The sequence below is a fragment of the Streptomyces sp. NPDC102270 genome (genome assembly GCF_044766405.1).
In the GTDB taxonomy this organism is placed as follows: domain Bacteria; phylum Actinomycetota; class Actinomycetes; order Streptomycetales; family Streptomycetaceae; genus Streptomyces.
Genome location: NZ_JBIWLX010000006.1, coordinates 137,437 through 151,518, shown reverse-complemented (window position 1 = coordinate 151,518; position 14,082 = coordinate 137,437). Strand labels below are relative to the sequence as shown.

Annotated in this window: 12 protein-coding genes and 1 tRNA gene; 9 read left to right on the top strand and 4 right to left on the bottom strand. The window is 67.2% G+C overall.

Going from position 1 to position 14,082, the window contains the following annotated elements; all coding sequences use genetic code 11:
- Positions 1 to 180: 180 nt before the first annotated feature.
- The 5 genes from ACIRP7_RS13355 to ACIRP7_RS13335 all read left to right on the top strand — a co-directional run bounded on the left by ACIRP7_RS13355 (position 181) and on the right by ACIRP7_RS13335 (position 5,788).
- On the top strand, positions 181 to 1,407 hold the full coding sequence (locus ACIRP7_RS13355; protein WP_403658411.1) for a branched-chain amino acid ABC transporter substrate-binding protein: 1,227 nt from the start codon (positions 181 to 183) through the stop codon (positions 1,405 to 1,407).
- Between the two features lie 133 nt (positions 1,408 to 1,540).
- Positions 1,541 to 2,470 (top strand): branched-chain amino acid ABC transporter permease, encoded by a 930-nt coding sequence (locus ACIRP7_RS13350; protein ID WP_403657511.1) that lies wholly within the window; start codon positions 1,541 to 1,543, stop codon positions 2,468 to 2,470.
- Positions 2,471 to 2,475: 5 nt separating this feature from the next.
- The gene (locus ACIRP7_RS13345; RefSeq protein ID WP_403657508.1) at positions 2,476 to 4,245 is read left to right on the top strand and encodes a branched-chain amino acid ABC transporter permease; all 1,770 of its coding nucleotides are present in this window, start codon (positions 2,476 to 2,478) and stop codon (positions 4,243 to 4,245) included.
- Positions 4,246 to 4,250: 5 nt separating this feature from the next.
- The gene (locus tag ACIRP7_RS13340) at positions 4,251 to 5,075 is read left to right on the top strand and encodes an ABC transporter ATP-binding protein (protein WP_403657505.1); all 825 of its coding nucleotides are present in this window, start codon (positions 4,251 to 4,253) and stop codon (positions 5,073 to 5,075) included.
- On the top strand, positions 5,072 to 5,788 hold the full coding sequence (locus ACIRP7_RS13335; RefSeq protein ID WP_352382729.1) for an ABC transporter ATP-binding protein: 717 nt from the start codon (positions 5,072 to 5,074) through the stop codon (positions 5,786 to 5,788). Before ACIRP7_RS13340 ends, ACIRP7_RS13335 begins: the two co-directional genes overlap by 4 nt.
- A 68-nt stretch (positions 5,789 to 5,856) precedes the next feature.
- Here the strand turns inward: ACIRP7_RS13335 and ACIRP7_RS13330 are convergent, their stop codons facing one another.
- A complete protein-coding gene (locus tag ACIRP7_RS13330) occupies positions 5,857 to 6,513 on the bottom strand; it encodes an ANTAR domain-containing response regulator (protein ID WP_031041938.1) in 657 nt (218 codons plus the stop codon).
- Positions 6,514 to 6,614: 101 nt separating this feature from the next.
- Here ACIRP7_RS13330 and ACIRP7_RS13325 point away from each other — a divergent pair.
- A tRNA-Leu gene (locus ACIRP7_RS13325) sits at positions 6,615 to 6,687 on the top strand.
- 106 nt (positions 6,688 to 6,793) lie between these two features.
- Positions 6,794 to 7,540 carry a helix-turn-helix domain-containing protein gene (locus ACIRP7_RS13320; protein WP_403657500.1) on the top strand — a complete coding sequence of 249 codons (747 nt, stop codon included), beginning with the start codon at positions 6,794 to 6,796 and terminating at the stop codon, positions 7,538 to 7,540.
- Positions 7,541 to 7,546: 6 nt separating this feature from the next.
- Here ACIRP7_RS13320 and pyk read toward each other — a convergent pair whose 3' ends face one another.
- Together pyk and ACIRP7_RS13310 are read right to left on the bottom strand one after the other, a co-directional pair.
- Positions 7,547 to 8,983 (bottom strand): pyruvate kinase, encoded by a 1,437-nt coding sequence (gene pyk / locus ACIRP7_RS13315; protein WP_403657497.1) that lies wholly within the window; start codon positions 8,981 to 8,983, stop codon positions 7,547 to 7,549.
- A 145-nt stretch (positions 8,984 to 9,128) separates the two neighbouring features.
- Positions 9,129 to 9,824: an SIMPL domain-containing protein gene (locus ACIRP7_RS13310; RefSeq protein ID WP_403657494.1), complete on the bottom strand. Its 696-nt coding sequence runs from the start codon at positions 9,822 to 9,824 to the stop codon at positions 9,129 to 9,131.
- Positions 9,825 to 9,951: 127 nt separating this feature from the next.
- Between ACIRP7_RS13310 and ACIRP7_RS13305 the strand changes: the two genes are divergently transcribed.
- Entirely contained in the window at positions 9,952 to 11,751 is a 1,800-nt protein-coding gene (locus ACIRP7_RS13305; protein ID WP_403657491.1) for a bifunctional metallophosphatase/5'-nucleotidase, read from the top strand.
- Positions 11,752 to 12,127: 376 nt separating this feature from the next.
- On the top strand, positions 12,128 to 12,556 hold the full coding sequence (locus ACIRP7_RS13300; RefSeq protein WP_403657488.1) for a VOC family protein: 429 nt from the start codon (positions 12,128 to 12,130) through the stop codon (positions 12,554 to 12,556).
- A 117-nt stretch (positions 12,557 to 12,673) separates the two neighbouring features.
- On the opposite strand, the gene ACIRP7_RS13295 is transcribed toward ACIRP7_RS13300, so the two are convergent.
- On the bottom strand, positions 12,674 to 13,453 hold the full coding sequence (locus tag ACIRP7_RS13295; RefSeq protein WP_403657485.1) for a hypothetical protein: 780 nt from the start codon (positions 13,451 to 13,453) through the stop codon (positions 12,674 to 12,676).
- Positions 13,454 to 14,082 lie beyond the last annotated feature (629 nt).

Here is a 14,082-nt window from a genome sequence, read left to right as displayed (position 1 = left end):
GGCATCCATCACGTCATAACAAGAAAGTCACAAGCCCGCACACAGCGATGCCCCTGCCTGCAAACCGGGCTTAGAGTCACGGCCAGTCACCGCTCCATCGGGAGTTCGGTAAAGCGCGGGCACCAGCCGCACCCATCAGGGCGCGCGAGCCTGCGGAAAGGAATGATTGTGCGACGTTCCATGGTGATCCTGACCTCCGTCATGGCGACGGGGGCTCTCACACTCACCGCCTGCGGCTCCCGTGACAGCAAGGGCGGCGACAGCAACAACGGGGGTGGCACCACCCTCACCATCGGCGTGGACGCCCCGCTCTCCGGTGAGAACTCCACCACCGGTCTCGGCATCCAGTACGGCGCCCAGATCGCCGTCGACGACGCGAACAAGAACAAGCTCGTCCCCGGCGTCACCTTCAAACTGAAGGCCTACGACGACAAGGCGCAGCCGGCCACCGGCCAGTCGAACGCCACCACCATCACCGGCGACAAGACCGCCGTCGGCGCCGTCGGCCCGCTGAACTCCGGCGTCGCCCAGACGATGCAGCAGGTGTTCGCCTCGGCCAACATGGTCCAGATCTCCCCCTCGAACACCAACCCCGAGCTGACCCAGGGCAAGAACTGGCAGACGGACAAGAAGCGGCCGTACAAGACGTACTTCCGCACCGCCACCACCGACGAGCTCCAGGGCAGCTTCGCCGCCGACTACGCGTACAACGGCCTCAAGAAGAAGAAGGTCTTCGTCGTCGACGACAAGCAGACCTACGGCGCCGGCCTCGCGAAGATCTTCAACGAGCAGTTCAAGAAGCTCGGCGGCACCGTCGTCGGCACCGACCACATCAACACCGGCGACAAGGACTTCGGCTCCCTCGTCACCAAGGTCAAGAACGCCAAGGCCGACCTGCTCTACTACGGCGGCCAGTACGACGAGTCCTCGCTGATCACCAAGCAGCTCAAGGGCGCCGGCGTCAAGATCCCGCTGTTCGGCGGCGACGGCATGTTCGCCTCCACCTACATCGAGACCGCGGGCGCGGCCTCCGAGGGCGACCTCGCCACGGCCGTCGGTGTCCCCGCCGACACCCTGCCCGCCGCCAAGACGTTCATCGAGACGTACAAGTCCAAGGGCTACAAGGGTGACTACGGCGCCTACGGCGCGTACTCCTACGACGCCACCACCGCCATCATCAAGGCCGTGAAGGCCGCCATCGACGCCAACGGCGGCAAGGTCCCCAGCGACGTCAACGCCCTGCGCTCCTCCGTCGTCGACGGCGTCCAGAAGTCCGACTTCGAAGGCATCTCCGGCAAGGTCGCCTTCGACCAGTACGGCGACACCACCAACAAGCAGCTCACCGTCTACCAGGTCACCAAGGGCGCGTGGAAGGCTGTGAAGACCGGCACCGCCGACCTCGGCTAGTCCAGGCCCCAGCAGCACACAGCACCACCACACGGGCCGCGCGGGAGGGGACCCCGACCGCGCGGCCCTTGCCACACCCCACCCCAGCACGCCAAACGTGCACACGACCACCAGCGACAATGGAGGCCACGCGGTGAACACCCTGCCGCAGCAGCTGGCCAACGGGCTGCTTCTAGGCTCGATGTACGGGCTCATCGCCATCGGCTACACGATGGTGTACGGCATCGTCCAGCTCATCAACTTCGCGCACGGCGAGATCTTCATGACGGGCGCCTTCGGCGCCTTCACGGTCTACTTCTACATCCTGCCCGACGGCACCTCGATGGCCCTCGCAGTGCCCCTGATGCTGATCGGCGGCGGCATCGTCGCGATCCTCATCGCCGTCGGAGCGGAACGGTTCGCCTACCGGCCCCTGCGCGGAGCCCCACGGCTCGCACCGCTCATCACCGCGATCGGTCTCTCCCTGGCCCTCCAGGAAGTCGTCCGCAACTTCTACCCCCACGCCGACCGCGCCGTCGCCTTCCCCGGCCTCGACGCCACCCACGACATCGGCTCCGTCACCATCAAGGACTCCGACATCTTCCTCGTCGGGGCGGCCATCGTCTGCATGTCCGCGCTCGCCTTCTTCGTGCGCAAGTCCCGCACCGGCCGCGCCATGCAGGCCACCGCGCAGGACCCGGACACCGCGCAGCTCATGGGCATCGACACCAACCGCATCATCGTGATCGCCTTCGCCATCGGCGGCTTCTTCGCCGCCGTCGCCGCCGTCGCCTACGGCATGAAATACGGCAGCATCGACTACCGCATGGGCTTCCTGATGGGCCTCAAGGCCTTCACCGCCGCCGTCCTCGGCGGTATCGGCAACATCTACGGCGCGATGCTCGGCGGCCTCGTCCTCGGCGTCGCCGAGACCCTCGCCTCCGCCTACATCGACGACATCCCCGGCATGCACCTCTTCGGCGGCGGCTCCTGGAAGGACGTCTGGGCCTTCTGCCTGCTCATCCTCGTCCTCCTCGTCAGGCCACAAGGCCTGCTCGGCGAACGCGTAGCGGACAGGGCGTGATCACGATGACCGACACCACCACTCGCGGCCTCGTCCCCCTGCCCCTCGCCGCGGCCCGCGCACTCCTCCTCGCCGGAGGCATCGCCACCGCCGCCTCCGCCTTCCTCGCCTGGACCTGGACCAGCGAGTTCCCCGGCGACCTCACCATCAGCGGCTACCCCGGCGGCCTCCAGTGGCTGACCTTCATCGCCGGCCTCCTCATCACGGTGTTCGCGCTCGCGGCGTACGACATCCGCGGCCTCCGCGGGCTGATCCCCGCCCGCAACAACGCCCCCCTGGTGCTCACCGCCCTCGGCGGCTTCGGCGTCACCTGGTACACGATCGTCTCGATCGCCGTCGAACTCGGCGGACTCGCCAACCTCGAACCGGGCGGCTGGGTCGCGGCCATCGCCTCCCTCCTCCCCGTCATCGGCGCCCTCGCCCTGCCCGAACCCCGCACCGCGAGCGCCAAGGGCAACCTCAAGGCCTACATCGCCAAGCCCGACGCCATCCCCGCACCCGCACCCATCAGCCCCTGGGTCGAGCGCGCGATCATCACCCTCGTCACCATCGTCGGCCTGGCCGTCTTCACCTACGGCATCGACACCGAGTACGGCGAACTCTTCGTCGGCTTCCTCATCGTCGTCGTCTTCGCCGTCTGGGCCCTGCACACCGCCGGCCTCAACGACCGCTTCTCCCGCATCGTCGCCCGCAACCGCAGCTTCACGCTCGCCATGGGCTTCGCCGCCGCCATCGCATTCCCCTTCACCCAGACCAACGACCACTACGCCAACATCGGCGTCAACATCCTGATCTTCGGGACCGTCGCCCTGGGCCTCAACATCGTCGTCGGCCTCGCCGGCCTCCTCGACCTCGGATACGTCGCCTTCCTCGGCGTCGGCGCCTACACCGCCGCCCTCGTCTCCGGCTCCGAGTTCTCCCGCTTCTCCGGCGTCCACTTCCCCTTCTGGGCCGCCGCCCTCACCGGCGCCGCCGCATCGCTCGTCTTCGGCGTCCTCATCGGCGCCCCCACCCTGCGACTGCGCGGCGACTACCTCGCCATCGTCACCCTCGGCTTCGGAGAGATCTTCCGCATCTCCGTCAACAACATGGACGGCCAGTCCGGCCCCGACATCACCAACGGGCCCAACGGCATCCCCGCCATCCCCGACCTCAACCTCCTCGGGTTCAACCTCGGCCAAGCGCACGACATCGCCGGCTTCACCCTCGGCCGCTTCGCCAACTACTACCTCCTCATGGTGCTGATCATGGCCATCGTGGTCCTGGTCTACACCCGCGCCGCCGACTCCCGCATCGGCCGCTCCTGGATCGCCATCCGCGAGGACGAGACCGCCGCCACCGCCATGGGCATCAACGGCTTCCGCGTCAAACTCATCGCCTTCGCCCTCGGCGCCACCCTCGCCGGCCTCGCCGGCACCGTCAGCGCCCACGTCACCTACAGCGTCGTCCCGACGCCGTACCAGTTCGCGGGCTCGACACCCCCCAACTCCGCCTTCCTCCTCGCCGCGGTCGTCCTCGGCGGCATGGGCACGGTCGCGGGCCCCATCCTCGGCGCGGCACTCCTGTACCTCCTCCCGGAGAAGCTCGTCTTCCTCCAGGACAAGTCACTGCTCGCCTTCGGCATCGCCCTCATCCTGCTGATGCGCTTCCGCCCCGAAGGCATCATCGCCAACCGCCGCCGCCAGCTCGAATTCCACGAGACCGGCCAACTCGACGTACCAGAAACCACAACCCTGACCGGCGAACCCGCCGCCGTCACCAAGACGGGGGCCTGAGCACCATGACGACACCTGTACTCGAAGCCCGCAACGTCACCATGCGCTTCGGCGGCCTCACCGCCGTCCGCTCGGTCGACTTCACCGTCAACGCCGGCGAGATCGTCGGCCTCATCGGCCCCAACGGCGCCGGCAAGACCACCTTCTTCAACTGCCTCACCGGCCTCTACGTCCCCACCGAAGGCTCGGTCTCCTACAAGGGGACCGTCCTTCCCCCCAAGCCCCACCTGGTGACCAAGGCCGGCATCGCCCGCACCTTCCAGAACATCCGCCTCTTCGCCAACATGACGGTCCTCGAGAACGTCCTCGTAGGCGGCCACACGCGGACAAAGGAAGGCCTCTGGTCGGCACTGCTGCGCGGTCCCGGCTTCAAGAGGGCGGAGAAGGCCAGCGAGGAACGCGCCATGGAACTCCTGGAGTTCATCGGCCTCGCCGGCAAGCGCGACCACCTCGCCCGCAACCTCCCCTACGGCGAACAGCGCAAGCTGGAGATCGCGCGAGCCCTGGCCTCCGAGCCCGGCCTGCTCCTCCTCGACGAACCCACGGCCGGCATGAACCCCCAGGAGACGCGAGCCACCGAAGAGCTCGTCTTCGCCATCCGCGACATGGGCGTCGCCGTCCTCCTCATCGAGCACGACATGCGCTTCGTCTTCAACCTCTCCGACCGCGTCGCCGTCCTCGTCCAAGGCGAGAAACTCGTCGAAGGCACCTCCGAAGTCGTCCAGGCCGACGAACGCGTCATCGCCGCCTACCTCGGCGAACCCTTCGACGGCGACCCCGGCGCGGCCGAAGCGCAGAGCACCACCAGCACCAAGGGAGAAGGCCAGTGACCGCACTCCTCGAAGTCGAGGACCTCCGGGTCTCCTACGGCAAGATCGAAGCCGTCAAAGGCATCTCCTTCAGCGTCGAAGCCGGCCAGGTCGTCACCCTCATCGGCACCAACGGCGCCGGCAAGACGACCACCCTCAGGACACTCTCCGGTCTCCTGAAGCCCACCTCCGGCAAGGTCCTCTTCGACGGCAAACCCCTCAGCGGCGTCCCCGCCCACAAGATCGTCTCCTTCGGACTCGCCCACTCCCCCGAAGGCCGGCACATCTTCCCCCGCCTGACGATCTTCGAGAACCTCCAGCTCGGAGCCTTCCTCAGGAAGGACAAAGAGGGCATCGAAAAGGACATACAGCGCGCCTACGAGCTCTTCCCGATCCTCGGCGAACGCCGCAACCAGGCGGCAGGCACCCTGTCCGGCGGCGAACAGCAGATGCTCGCGATGGGCCGCGCACTCATGTCCCAGCCGAAGCTCCTCATGCTGGACGAGCCCTCGATGGGGCTGTCGCCGATCATGATGCAGAAGATCATGTCGACCATCGTCGAGCTGAAGTCCCAGGGCACGACGATCCTTCTGGTCGAGCAGAACGCGCAGGCCGCCCTGTCGCTGGCCGACCAGGGACACGTCATGGAGGTCGGCAACATCGTCCTGTCCGGCACCGGCCAGGACCTGCTGCACGACGAGTCCGTCCGCAAGGCGTACCTCGGCGAAGACTGATCTCCGGCTCTACGACAAGGCCCGCGCCCCCTGCTGGGGACGCGGGCCTTCGTCTGTGCCGAACGAGGTCAGCCCTTGTTGGCCTTCTTCTCGTCCGCGTCCTGAATGACAGCCTCGGCGACCTGCTGCATCGACATGCGCCGGTCCATCGACGTCTTCTGAATCCACCGGAACGCGGCGGGCTCAGTCAACCCGTACGACGTCTGCAGGATCGACTTCGCACGGTCGACCAGCTTGCGGGTCTCCAGGCGCAGGGTGAGGTCCGCGACCTCGTTCTCCAGCTCCCTCAGCTCCGTGAACCGCGAGACGGCCATCTCGATCGCCGGCACGACATCACTCTTGCTGAACGGCTTCACGAGGTACGCCATCGCACCGGCGTCCCTCGCCCGCTCGACGAGGTCCCGCTGCGAGAAGGCGGTGAGCATCAGCACCGGGGCGATCCGCTCCTCGGCGATCTTCTCGGCCGCGGAGATACCGTCCAGCTTGGGCATCTTCACGTCGAGGATGACCAGGTCCGGCTTGTGCTCACGGGCGAGTTCGACGGCCTGCTCACCGTCACCGGCCTCGCCTACGACGCTGTAGCCCTCTTCCTCCAGCATCTCTTTGAGGTCGAGCCGGATCAGGGCCTCGTCCTCGGCAATGACGACACGGGTCGTCAGCGGAGGCACGTGCGACTTGTCGTCGTCGGGCGCGTCTACGGGCTGGGGCGACTCGGGGGCGGTCACGGGGGCTCCTCGTTCAGGGCAGGGGTGCTGCTCCCAAGAGCGTACCTAGCTGCGGTATGGTGGGGGCAAGGCGGGTGACCGCCGACCTTCGTATCGAAGGGGCCCCGGTAGCCCAGCGGTAGAGGCCATGGATTCAAAACCCATCCAGCGTCGGTTCGAATCCGACTCGGGGCACTTTTCCTTAGATTCCAAGGTCGCCACTCAAAAGCGGATGTCCACGTTCTCGTGAACATCCGCTTTTTGCTGCGTGTCTTCGCGATCACTCGCACAGAGTGGCCGCATGTACGACGTCAGCACACGCAAGCGAGCCCTCGCGCTGATTGCACAGGGGCGCAGCCTCAACTCGGTCAGTCGGCAAACAGGCATCTCCCGCGCTGCAATCCGGTCCTGGCAGCAGCGCCTTGAGCCCTCACCCCGTATGGCAACCCCGGATCCTGGGCCGCCTGCTGATGACCATGCCTACGCCTACCTGCTGGGCCCCTACCTGGGCGACGGCTGTATCAGCGCGCACCCGCGCGGCAGCGGCTACTACCTCCGCATCGCGTGCGCCGACGCCTGGCCGGGCCTCATCCAGGAGTGCCGAGAAGCGATCACCAAAGTGTGCCCGGGTATCGGTGTCTACGCCGTGCAAAATGACGGCTACAGGATGGTGACCAGCTATTCCCCACACTGGCCAAGCCTGTTCCCCCAGCACGGCCCCGGCAAGAAACATGAGCGCACCATCGCACTCGCGTCCTGGCAGCAGGACATCGTCGACGCTCACCCTTGGGATTTCATCCGCGGCCTCATCCACTCCGACGGGTGCCGCATCACCAACTGGACGACGCGCCTCGTGGCCGGTGAACAGAAGCGCTACGAATACCCCCGGTACTTCTTCACCAACCTGTCGGGCGACATCATCCGGCTCTTCACCGACACCCTCGACAAGGTGGGCGTCGACTGGAAGCAGTCGAACAAGCACAACATCTCGATCGCCCGCAAAGCCTCAGTAGCCCTCATGGACACCCACGTAGGCCCCAAGCACTGACCACGACTACTTCGGACTGTCGTCCTCGCCGATGTGGTGCACCCGGACCAGGTTCGTCGACCCTGACACCCCGGGCGGCGAGCCGGCCGTGATCACGACCACGTCGCCCTTCTCGCAGCGGCCGTACCGCAGCAACAGCTCGTCCACCTGGTCCACCATCGCGTCCGTGGACTCGACATGCGGGCCGAGGAACGTCTCCACGCCCCACGTCAGGCTCAGCTGAGACCGAGTCGCCGGTTCCGGGGTGAAGGCGAGCAGTGGGATCGGGGACCGGTACCGCGACAACCGCCGAACCGTGTCGCCGCTCTGCGTGAACGCGACCAGGAACTTCGCGCCCAGGAAGTCGCCCATCTCCGCCGCCGCCCGGGCGACAGCGCCCCCTTGCGTCCGCGGCTTGTTCCGTTCCGTCAGCGGCGGCAGCCCCTTCGCGAGGATGTCCTCCTCCGCCGCAGCGACGATCTTCGCCATCGTCCGAACCGTCTCGACCGCGTACTTGCCGACGCTCGTCTCGCCCGACAGCATCACCGCGTCCGTGCCGTCGATGATCGCGTTCGCGACGTCCGATGCCTCAGCCCTCGTCGGACGGGAGTTCTCGATCATCGAGTCGAGCATCTGAGTGGCCACGATCACCGGCTTGGCGTTCCGCTTGGCCAGTTTGATCGCTCGCTTCTGGACGAGGGGGACCTGCTCCAGCGGCATCTCGACGCCCAGGTCGCCGCGGGCGACCATGATGCCGTCGAAGGCAGCCACGATGTCGTCGATGGCGTCGACCGCCTGCGGTTTCTCCACCTTGGCGATGACCGGGAGCCGGCGTCCCGACTCGTCCATGATCCGGTGGACGCCCACGATGTCACGGCCCGACCGGACGAAGGACAAAGCGATCACGTCGAAGCCCATGCGCAGGGCCCAGCGGAGGTCTTCCTGGTCCTTCTCCGACAGCGCCGGGACCGAGACCGCGACGCCGGGGAGGTTCAGGCCCTTGTGGTCGGAGACCATGCCGCCCTCGATCACCCTGGTGTGGACGCGGGGGCCTTCCACGGACGTGACTTCCAGGCAGACCTTGCCGTCGTCGACGAGGATGCGTTCACCCACAGTGACATCCGCGGCGAGCCCGCTGTACGTCGTCCCGCAGGACCGCTGGTCTCCCTGCGCGCCCTCTTCCACCGTGATGGTGAAGGTATCGCCGCGTTCGAGGAGTACGGGGCCTTCGGTGAAGTGGCCGAGCCGGATCTTCGGGCCTTGAAGGTCGGCGAGCAGGCCGACGCTGCGGCCGGTTTCGTCGGAGGCCTTGCGGACGTGGTGGTACCGCTCCTCGTGTTCGGCGTAGCTGCCGTGGCTGAGGTTGAAGCGGGCTACGTCCATTCCGGCGTCGACCAGGGCTTTGATCTGGTCGTACGAGTGGGTGGCGGGTCCCAGGGTGCAGACGATTTTTGCTCGGCGCATGTTTCGACCCTAGACCTTACCGGCGGGTAGGGAATTGGGGAGGAATGTCGGCTCAACATCCTTTGGGTGAAGGGCTGTTGACAAGTGTTGAAGTGTGCGCCACCCCGCTCTGATGAGCATTTCGTCTGCGCATGCCGGCGGTCGTTCACAGTCTCGGTGGTGCCATGGTGAAGCGTGCGGTGACCTGGGCGCGGACGTGCTGGCGCTGGGGTTCGAGGTCGAGCGGGGCGGCGGAGGTGTCCCCCGCGGCCTCGTAGGCCATGGAGCGGGCGCGGCTCGCCTTGCCCACGAAGCGTGGTTCGGGGTCCTCGGCGCCGGTGTCGGCCAGTTCGACCAGGGCGGCCAGTGTGGTGCCCAGGGCCTCCGCGTACTCCCTGGCCCGCTGGACCGCTTCCCGTACCGCCTGCTGGCGGGCCTCCCGGTGGGCCGGCGAGTCGCGCCGCAGGGCCCACCAGGGGCCGTCGACCGTCGTCAAGTCGAGGTCGGCCAGCCGGGTCGTCAGTTCGCCCAGTGCGGTGAAGTCGGTGAGTTCCGCGGTGATGTGGACGTGGCCGTGGTAGGCGTGGACGCGTTCGCTGCGGCCGTGTTCCTTGAGTTCCGGGGTGACCGAGAAGGAGCCGGTTTCCAGGTGTTCGACTGCGTCTCCGTAGCTCTTCAGCAGGTCGAGGACGTTCGCGTTGCGGCGGGTGAGGTCGTCGAGGGCGGTGCGGCGGTCCTTGCCGCGGGCGGCGACGGTGATGCCGAGGCGGGCGATCTCGGGGTCGACTTCGAGGTGGGCTTCGCCGCGGACGGCGATGCGGGGTGCGTCGGGGGTGCCGTAGGGGACGGAGTCGGTGGCCATAACGCCCCACTGTGTCAGTTTTCACGGGTGGGGTCATCAGATCGAAACCTGTGGGGTCTGTTGCCGTTCGGCATGGCCGGGTCAGAATCTACGCGCGTTGTTGACCGTTCCCCGAGGAGATCAAGAGATGGCCTTGAACCGCAGGAAGTTCCTGGAGAAGTCCGCCGTGACCGGTGCGGGGGTCGCCCTGGCCGGTGCCGTGGGCGCTCCGGCCGCCCAGGCCGCGGAGGCCGGGAAGGGGCGTGTGAAGCGGTACTCGCTGACGGTGATGGGCACCACCGATCTGCATGGTCATGTCTTCAACTGGGACTACTTCAAGGACGCGGAGTACAAGGACGCGGCGGGCAACGCGCAGGGTCTGTCGCGGATCTCGACGCTGGTGAACCAGGTCCGTGCGGAGAAGGGCCGCTGCAACACGCTGCTGCTGGACGCGGGCGACACGATCCAGGGAACGCCGCTGACGTATTACTACGCGAAGGTCGACCCGATCACCGCGAAGGGTGGTCCCGTCCATCCGATGGCCGCGGCCATGAACGCGATCGGGTACGACGCGGTGGCGCTGGGCAACCACGAGTTCAACTACGGCATCGAGACGCTGCGGAAGTTCGAGGAGCAGTGCGACTTTCCGCTCCTTGGCGCGAACGCGCTGGACGCGAAGACGCTGAAGCCGGCTTTCCCGCCGTACTTCATCAAGAAGTTCCACGTGAAGGGTGCGCCGCCGGTGAAGGTCGCGGTGCTCGGGCTGACGAACCCGGGTATCGCGATCTGGGACAAGGCTTACGTCCAGGGGAAGTTGACGTTCCCGGGGCTTGAGGAGCAGGCGGCGAAGTGGGTGCCGAAGCTGCGGTCGATGGGTGCGGACGTGGTGGTCGTGTCGGCGCACTCGGGTTCGTCGGGGACGTCGTCGTACGGTGATCAGCTGCCGTACGTGGAGAACTCGGCGGCGTTGGTGGCGCAGCAGGTGCCGGGGATCGACGCGATTCTGGTGGGGCATGCGCATGTGGAGATTCCGGAGCTGAAGGTCACCAACGCGAAGACCGGGAAGACGGTCGTACTGTCGGAGCCGTTGGCGTATGCGGAGCGGCTGTCGTTGTTCGACATCGAGCTGGTCTTCGAGAAGGGGCGCTGGGCCGTCGAGTCGGTCTCGTCGAAGGTGCTCAACTCGAACTCGGTCGCGGACGATCCGAAGATCACCAAGCTGTTGAAGGCCGACCATGACGTGGTCGTGAAGTACGTCAACCAGGTGGTCGGTACGGCGACGCAGACGCTGACGACGGTCGAGGCGCGCTACAAGGACGCTCCGATCATCGACCTGATCACGAAGGTGCAGGAGGACGTGGTCAGGGCGGCGTTGGCGGGTACGGAGTACGCCTCGCTGCCCGTGATCGCGCAGGCGTCGCCGTTCTCGCGGACCTCGGAGATCCCGGCGGGCAAGGTGACGATCCGGGATCTGTCGAGTCTGTACGTGTACGACAACACGCTGGTGGCGAAGCTGCTGACGGGTGCGCAGCTCAGGGCGTACCTGGAGTACTCGGCGGAGTACTTCGTGCAGACGGCGGCGGGTGCGGTCGTGGACGTGGAGAAGCTGACGAACGCGGGCAATCGGCCGGACTACAACTACGACTACGTGTCGGGCCTCCAGTACGAGATCGACATCGCGCAGGCGGCTGGTTCGCGGATCAAGAACCTGACGTACAACGGTGCGGCGCTGGACGACGCTCAGAAGTTCGTGTTCGCGGTGAACAACTACCGGGCGAACGGCGGCGGGGCGTTCCCGCATGTGGCCTCCGCCACCGAGGTGTGGTCGGAGTCGACGGAGATCCGGACGCGGATCGCGGAGTGGGTGACCGCGAAGGGTGTGCTGGATCCGAAGGACTTCGCGTCGGTGGACTGGAGGCTCACGCGCGACGGTACGCCGGTGTTCTAGGGCGCGTATTGAGTCGTGATCAGCAGCGTCCTGCCGACCCGCTGTGACGAGGGCGGATGCGTATGCCTTGGTCCCCTCGCCGCCGCTGTCCTCGCTGTCTGCCTCCAATCGTGACCGTGCCGCGCCGGATTCGATCGGCGGCCCGGATTGCGGCCGGAGCGTGGCCGATGAATGGTGTTGTCCCCGCCTGCGGTGATCGCTAAGGTCGGTCGGGTGACTGCCGGGTCGGCCATGGGCCACGCACGAGTGAGGTTCCCGGCCTCGGCGTGAGCCCGAGGCGGGCAAGAGGCCCGCCCCCTTCTTCGAGTCTTCGCTCCCGGCGCCCGCATCCGGCGCCCTCGTTCCAGCGGATCCCAAGACCGGAGATACACCACTGATGTCCCATGACCAGCAGTACCCGCATGAATCCGAGCTGCCGACGGCTGTCGTCCAGCTGAACCACACTGCCGTCTACGCAAGCGACCGGTACCTGTCTGCCGAGTTCCTCTCCGTGGTCCTGGGCTTGAAGGTCGGCGCCCCGTTCGGGCCGTTCCTGCCCGTCGACCTCGGCAACGGCGTGACGCTCGACTACTGCGAGAAGAGGAACGAGCTGATCCAGTCACAGCACTACGCCTTCCTCATCCCTGACGAGCAGTTCGACACTGTAATCGCCCGGCTGGAGGCGGTCGGGGTCACCTACTACGCCGACCCCGGCCACACCGAGCCTGGCCGGATCAACGATCTGTTCGGTGGTCGCGGCGCCTACTTCGACGCCCCGGACGGCCACAACATGGAGGTCATGACTCGGTCTTACGCCCGCCCATAGGTCGTGACAGGGCAGTGATCAATAGGCGCCCCGGATGAGCGTCACGCAAGAAGATCTACCGGACCAGACCCGCCGCGAGAGCGAATCCCGCAGATTGAACACGACTCGATACGCGCCCTAGTCGATCCGCGCGGTGGCCGTTCCGCGCCCACGGCGTCGTCGGCGTCCCCGGTTGCGGCGACGGGTCGTGCGCAACCGTCCTGCACGCAGCCGGGCTGCGGCCTCCGGGGCCTTCTCGGACAGTTCCACGAGAGCTGGATGCAGGGCGGGCGGGACGTAGGGTTCGGAGGCCGCGACGCGGCGGCTGTCCGCGCCGGGCCTGCCGCCGTAGCGCCCCAGGAAGCCGAACTGTGCCAGCGAGGCGAGGCCGGTGGCCGCGGTCGCGGCCCACTGCGCGGGCCCCTGGGGCAGGCGGTCGACCAGCGCCGCGCCCACAAATGCGAGCTCCCCGGTGAGAAGCAGCACCCCGATGGCCGCCAGACAACTCCGGGTGGTGCGTGCCCGGCGGGCGCGCACCACCCCGTGGAACTCGGCGTGGGCGGCGCGGAAGACGGGGTCGTGGAAGGCGATGATGCCGAGCGTCGTGGAGGCGGAACGTCGGCGCAGCGCAGCGAGCAGGGCGTCTGGCAGGGGGTGCCCGGCGGTACGCGCCACGTCCGCGCCGGACTCGGTCAGTGCCAGATTGCCGCGATGGTTGATGGTGACCAGGCCGTCCAGCAGGAGCTGGGCGGCGGCCGCCTGGATGTCGTCCTCCGTCAACCAGCGACCGGCGGCCGCACGGTAGGGGTCGACGGGTGCGGCAGGGAGCCGCGCACGCAGGTGGTCGCGCACGACGGGCGCCCCGTACAGCAGGACCGTGACGGAGACGACGGCACAGGCGAGCGCGAGGGGATCCACGCGCCGAGCCTAGGCCGTGTTCGCCCTGTCAGGACAGCCGCCCACCAGGCCCACCACGACTGATCGTGTTGGCATTGACGGTCAGCAGTGCCACCTAGAGGCCACCGGGCCCGCAGACACCGCCCTGAGCACCACTCTCCCACGCCGCCGACGCCGGTCAGCCGTATCACCGATCGGTGTCACCCCTCCACCCCGGGAGAGGCCGCTTCATCCGAGAGCAGACCGCGGACGTCGATAGCCCCCGGCCTTCGAAGGGGGAAGACCAGGGGCCACCCGCCATGCCAGGACGGCCATCGGAACATGACCACCGCGGTTCCCAACCCCACGCCAGCGAGAACTGGGACCGCGCGACCTTCCAATGCACGCGTGTCACCTGGCCCACCACGCAGAATCCAGCGCGGTCACGCGTCGTCAACCCACACTCAGCAAGGCGATTCAGGCCGTCTCCCAGCCCCCGAGGTTCAGTCAGATATCCGTCAAAGCGGATCAAGCCCACCGCCAACATCACCCCCCGCCCGACCGAGACGAGTGACTGTAGCCCGTCTGATCGACGGCCACCGGCAGCGCCTGACTCGATACCGCGCTCCTGGCCCGCGCCGCGTACGCGGTGCACGAATCCCTCGGACTGC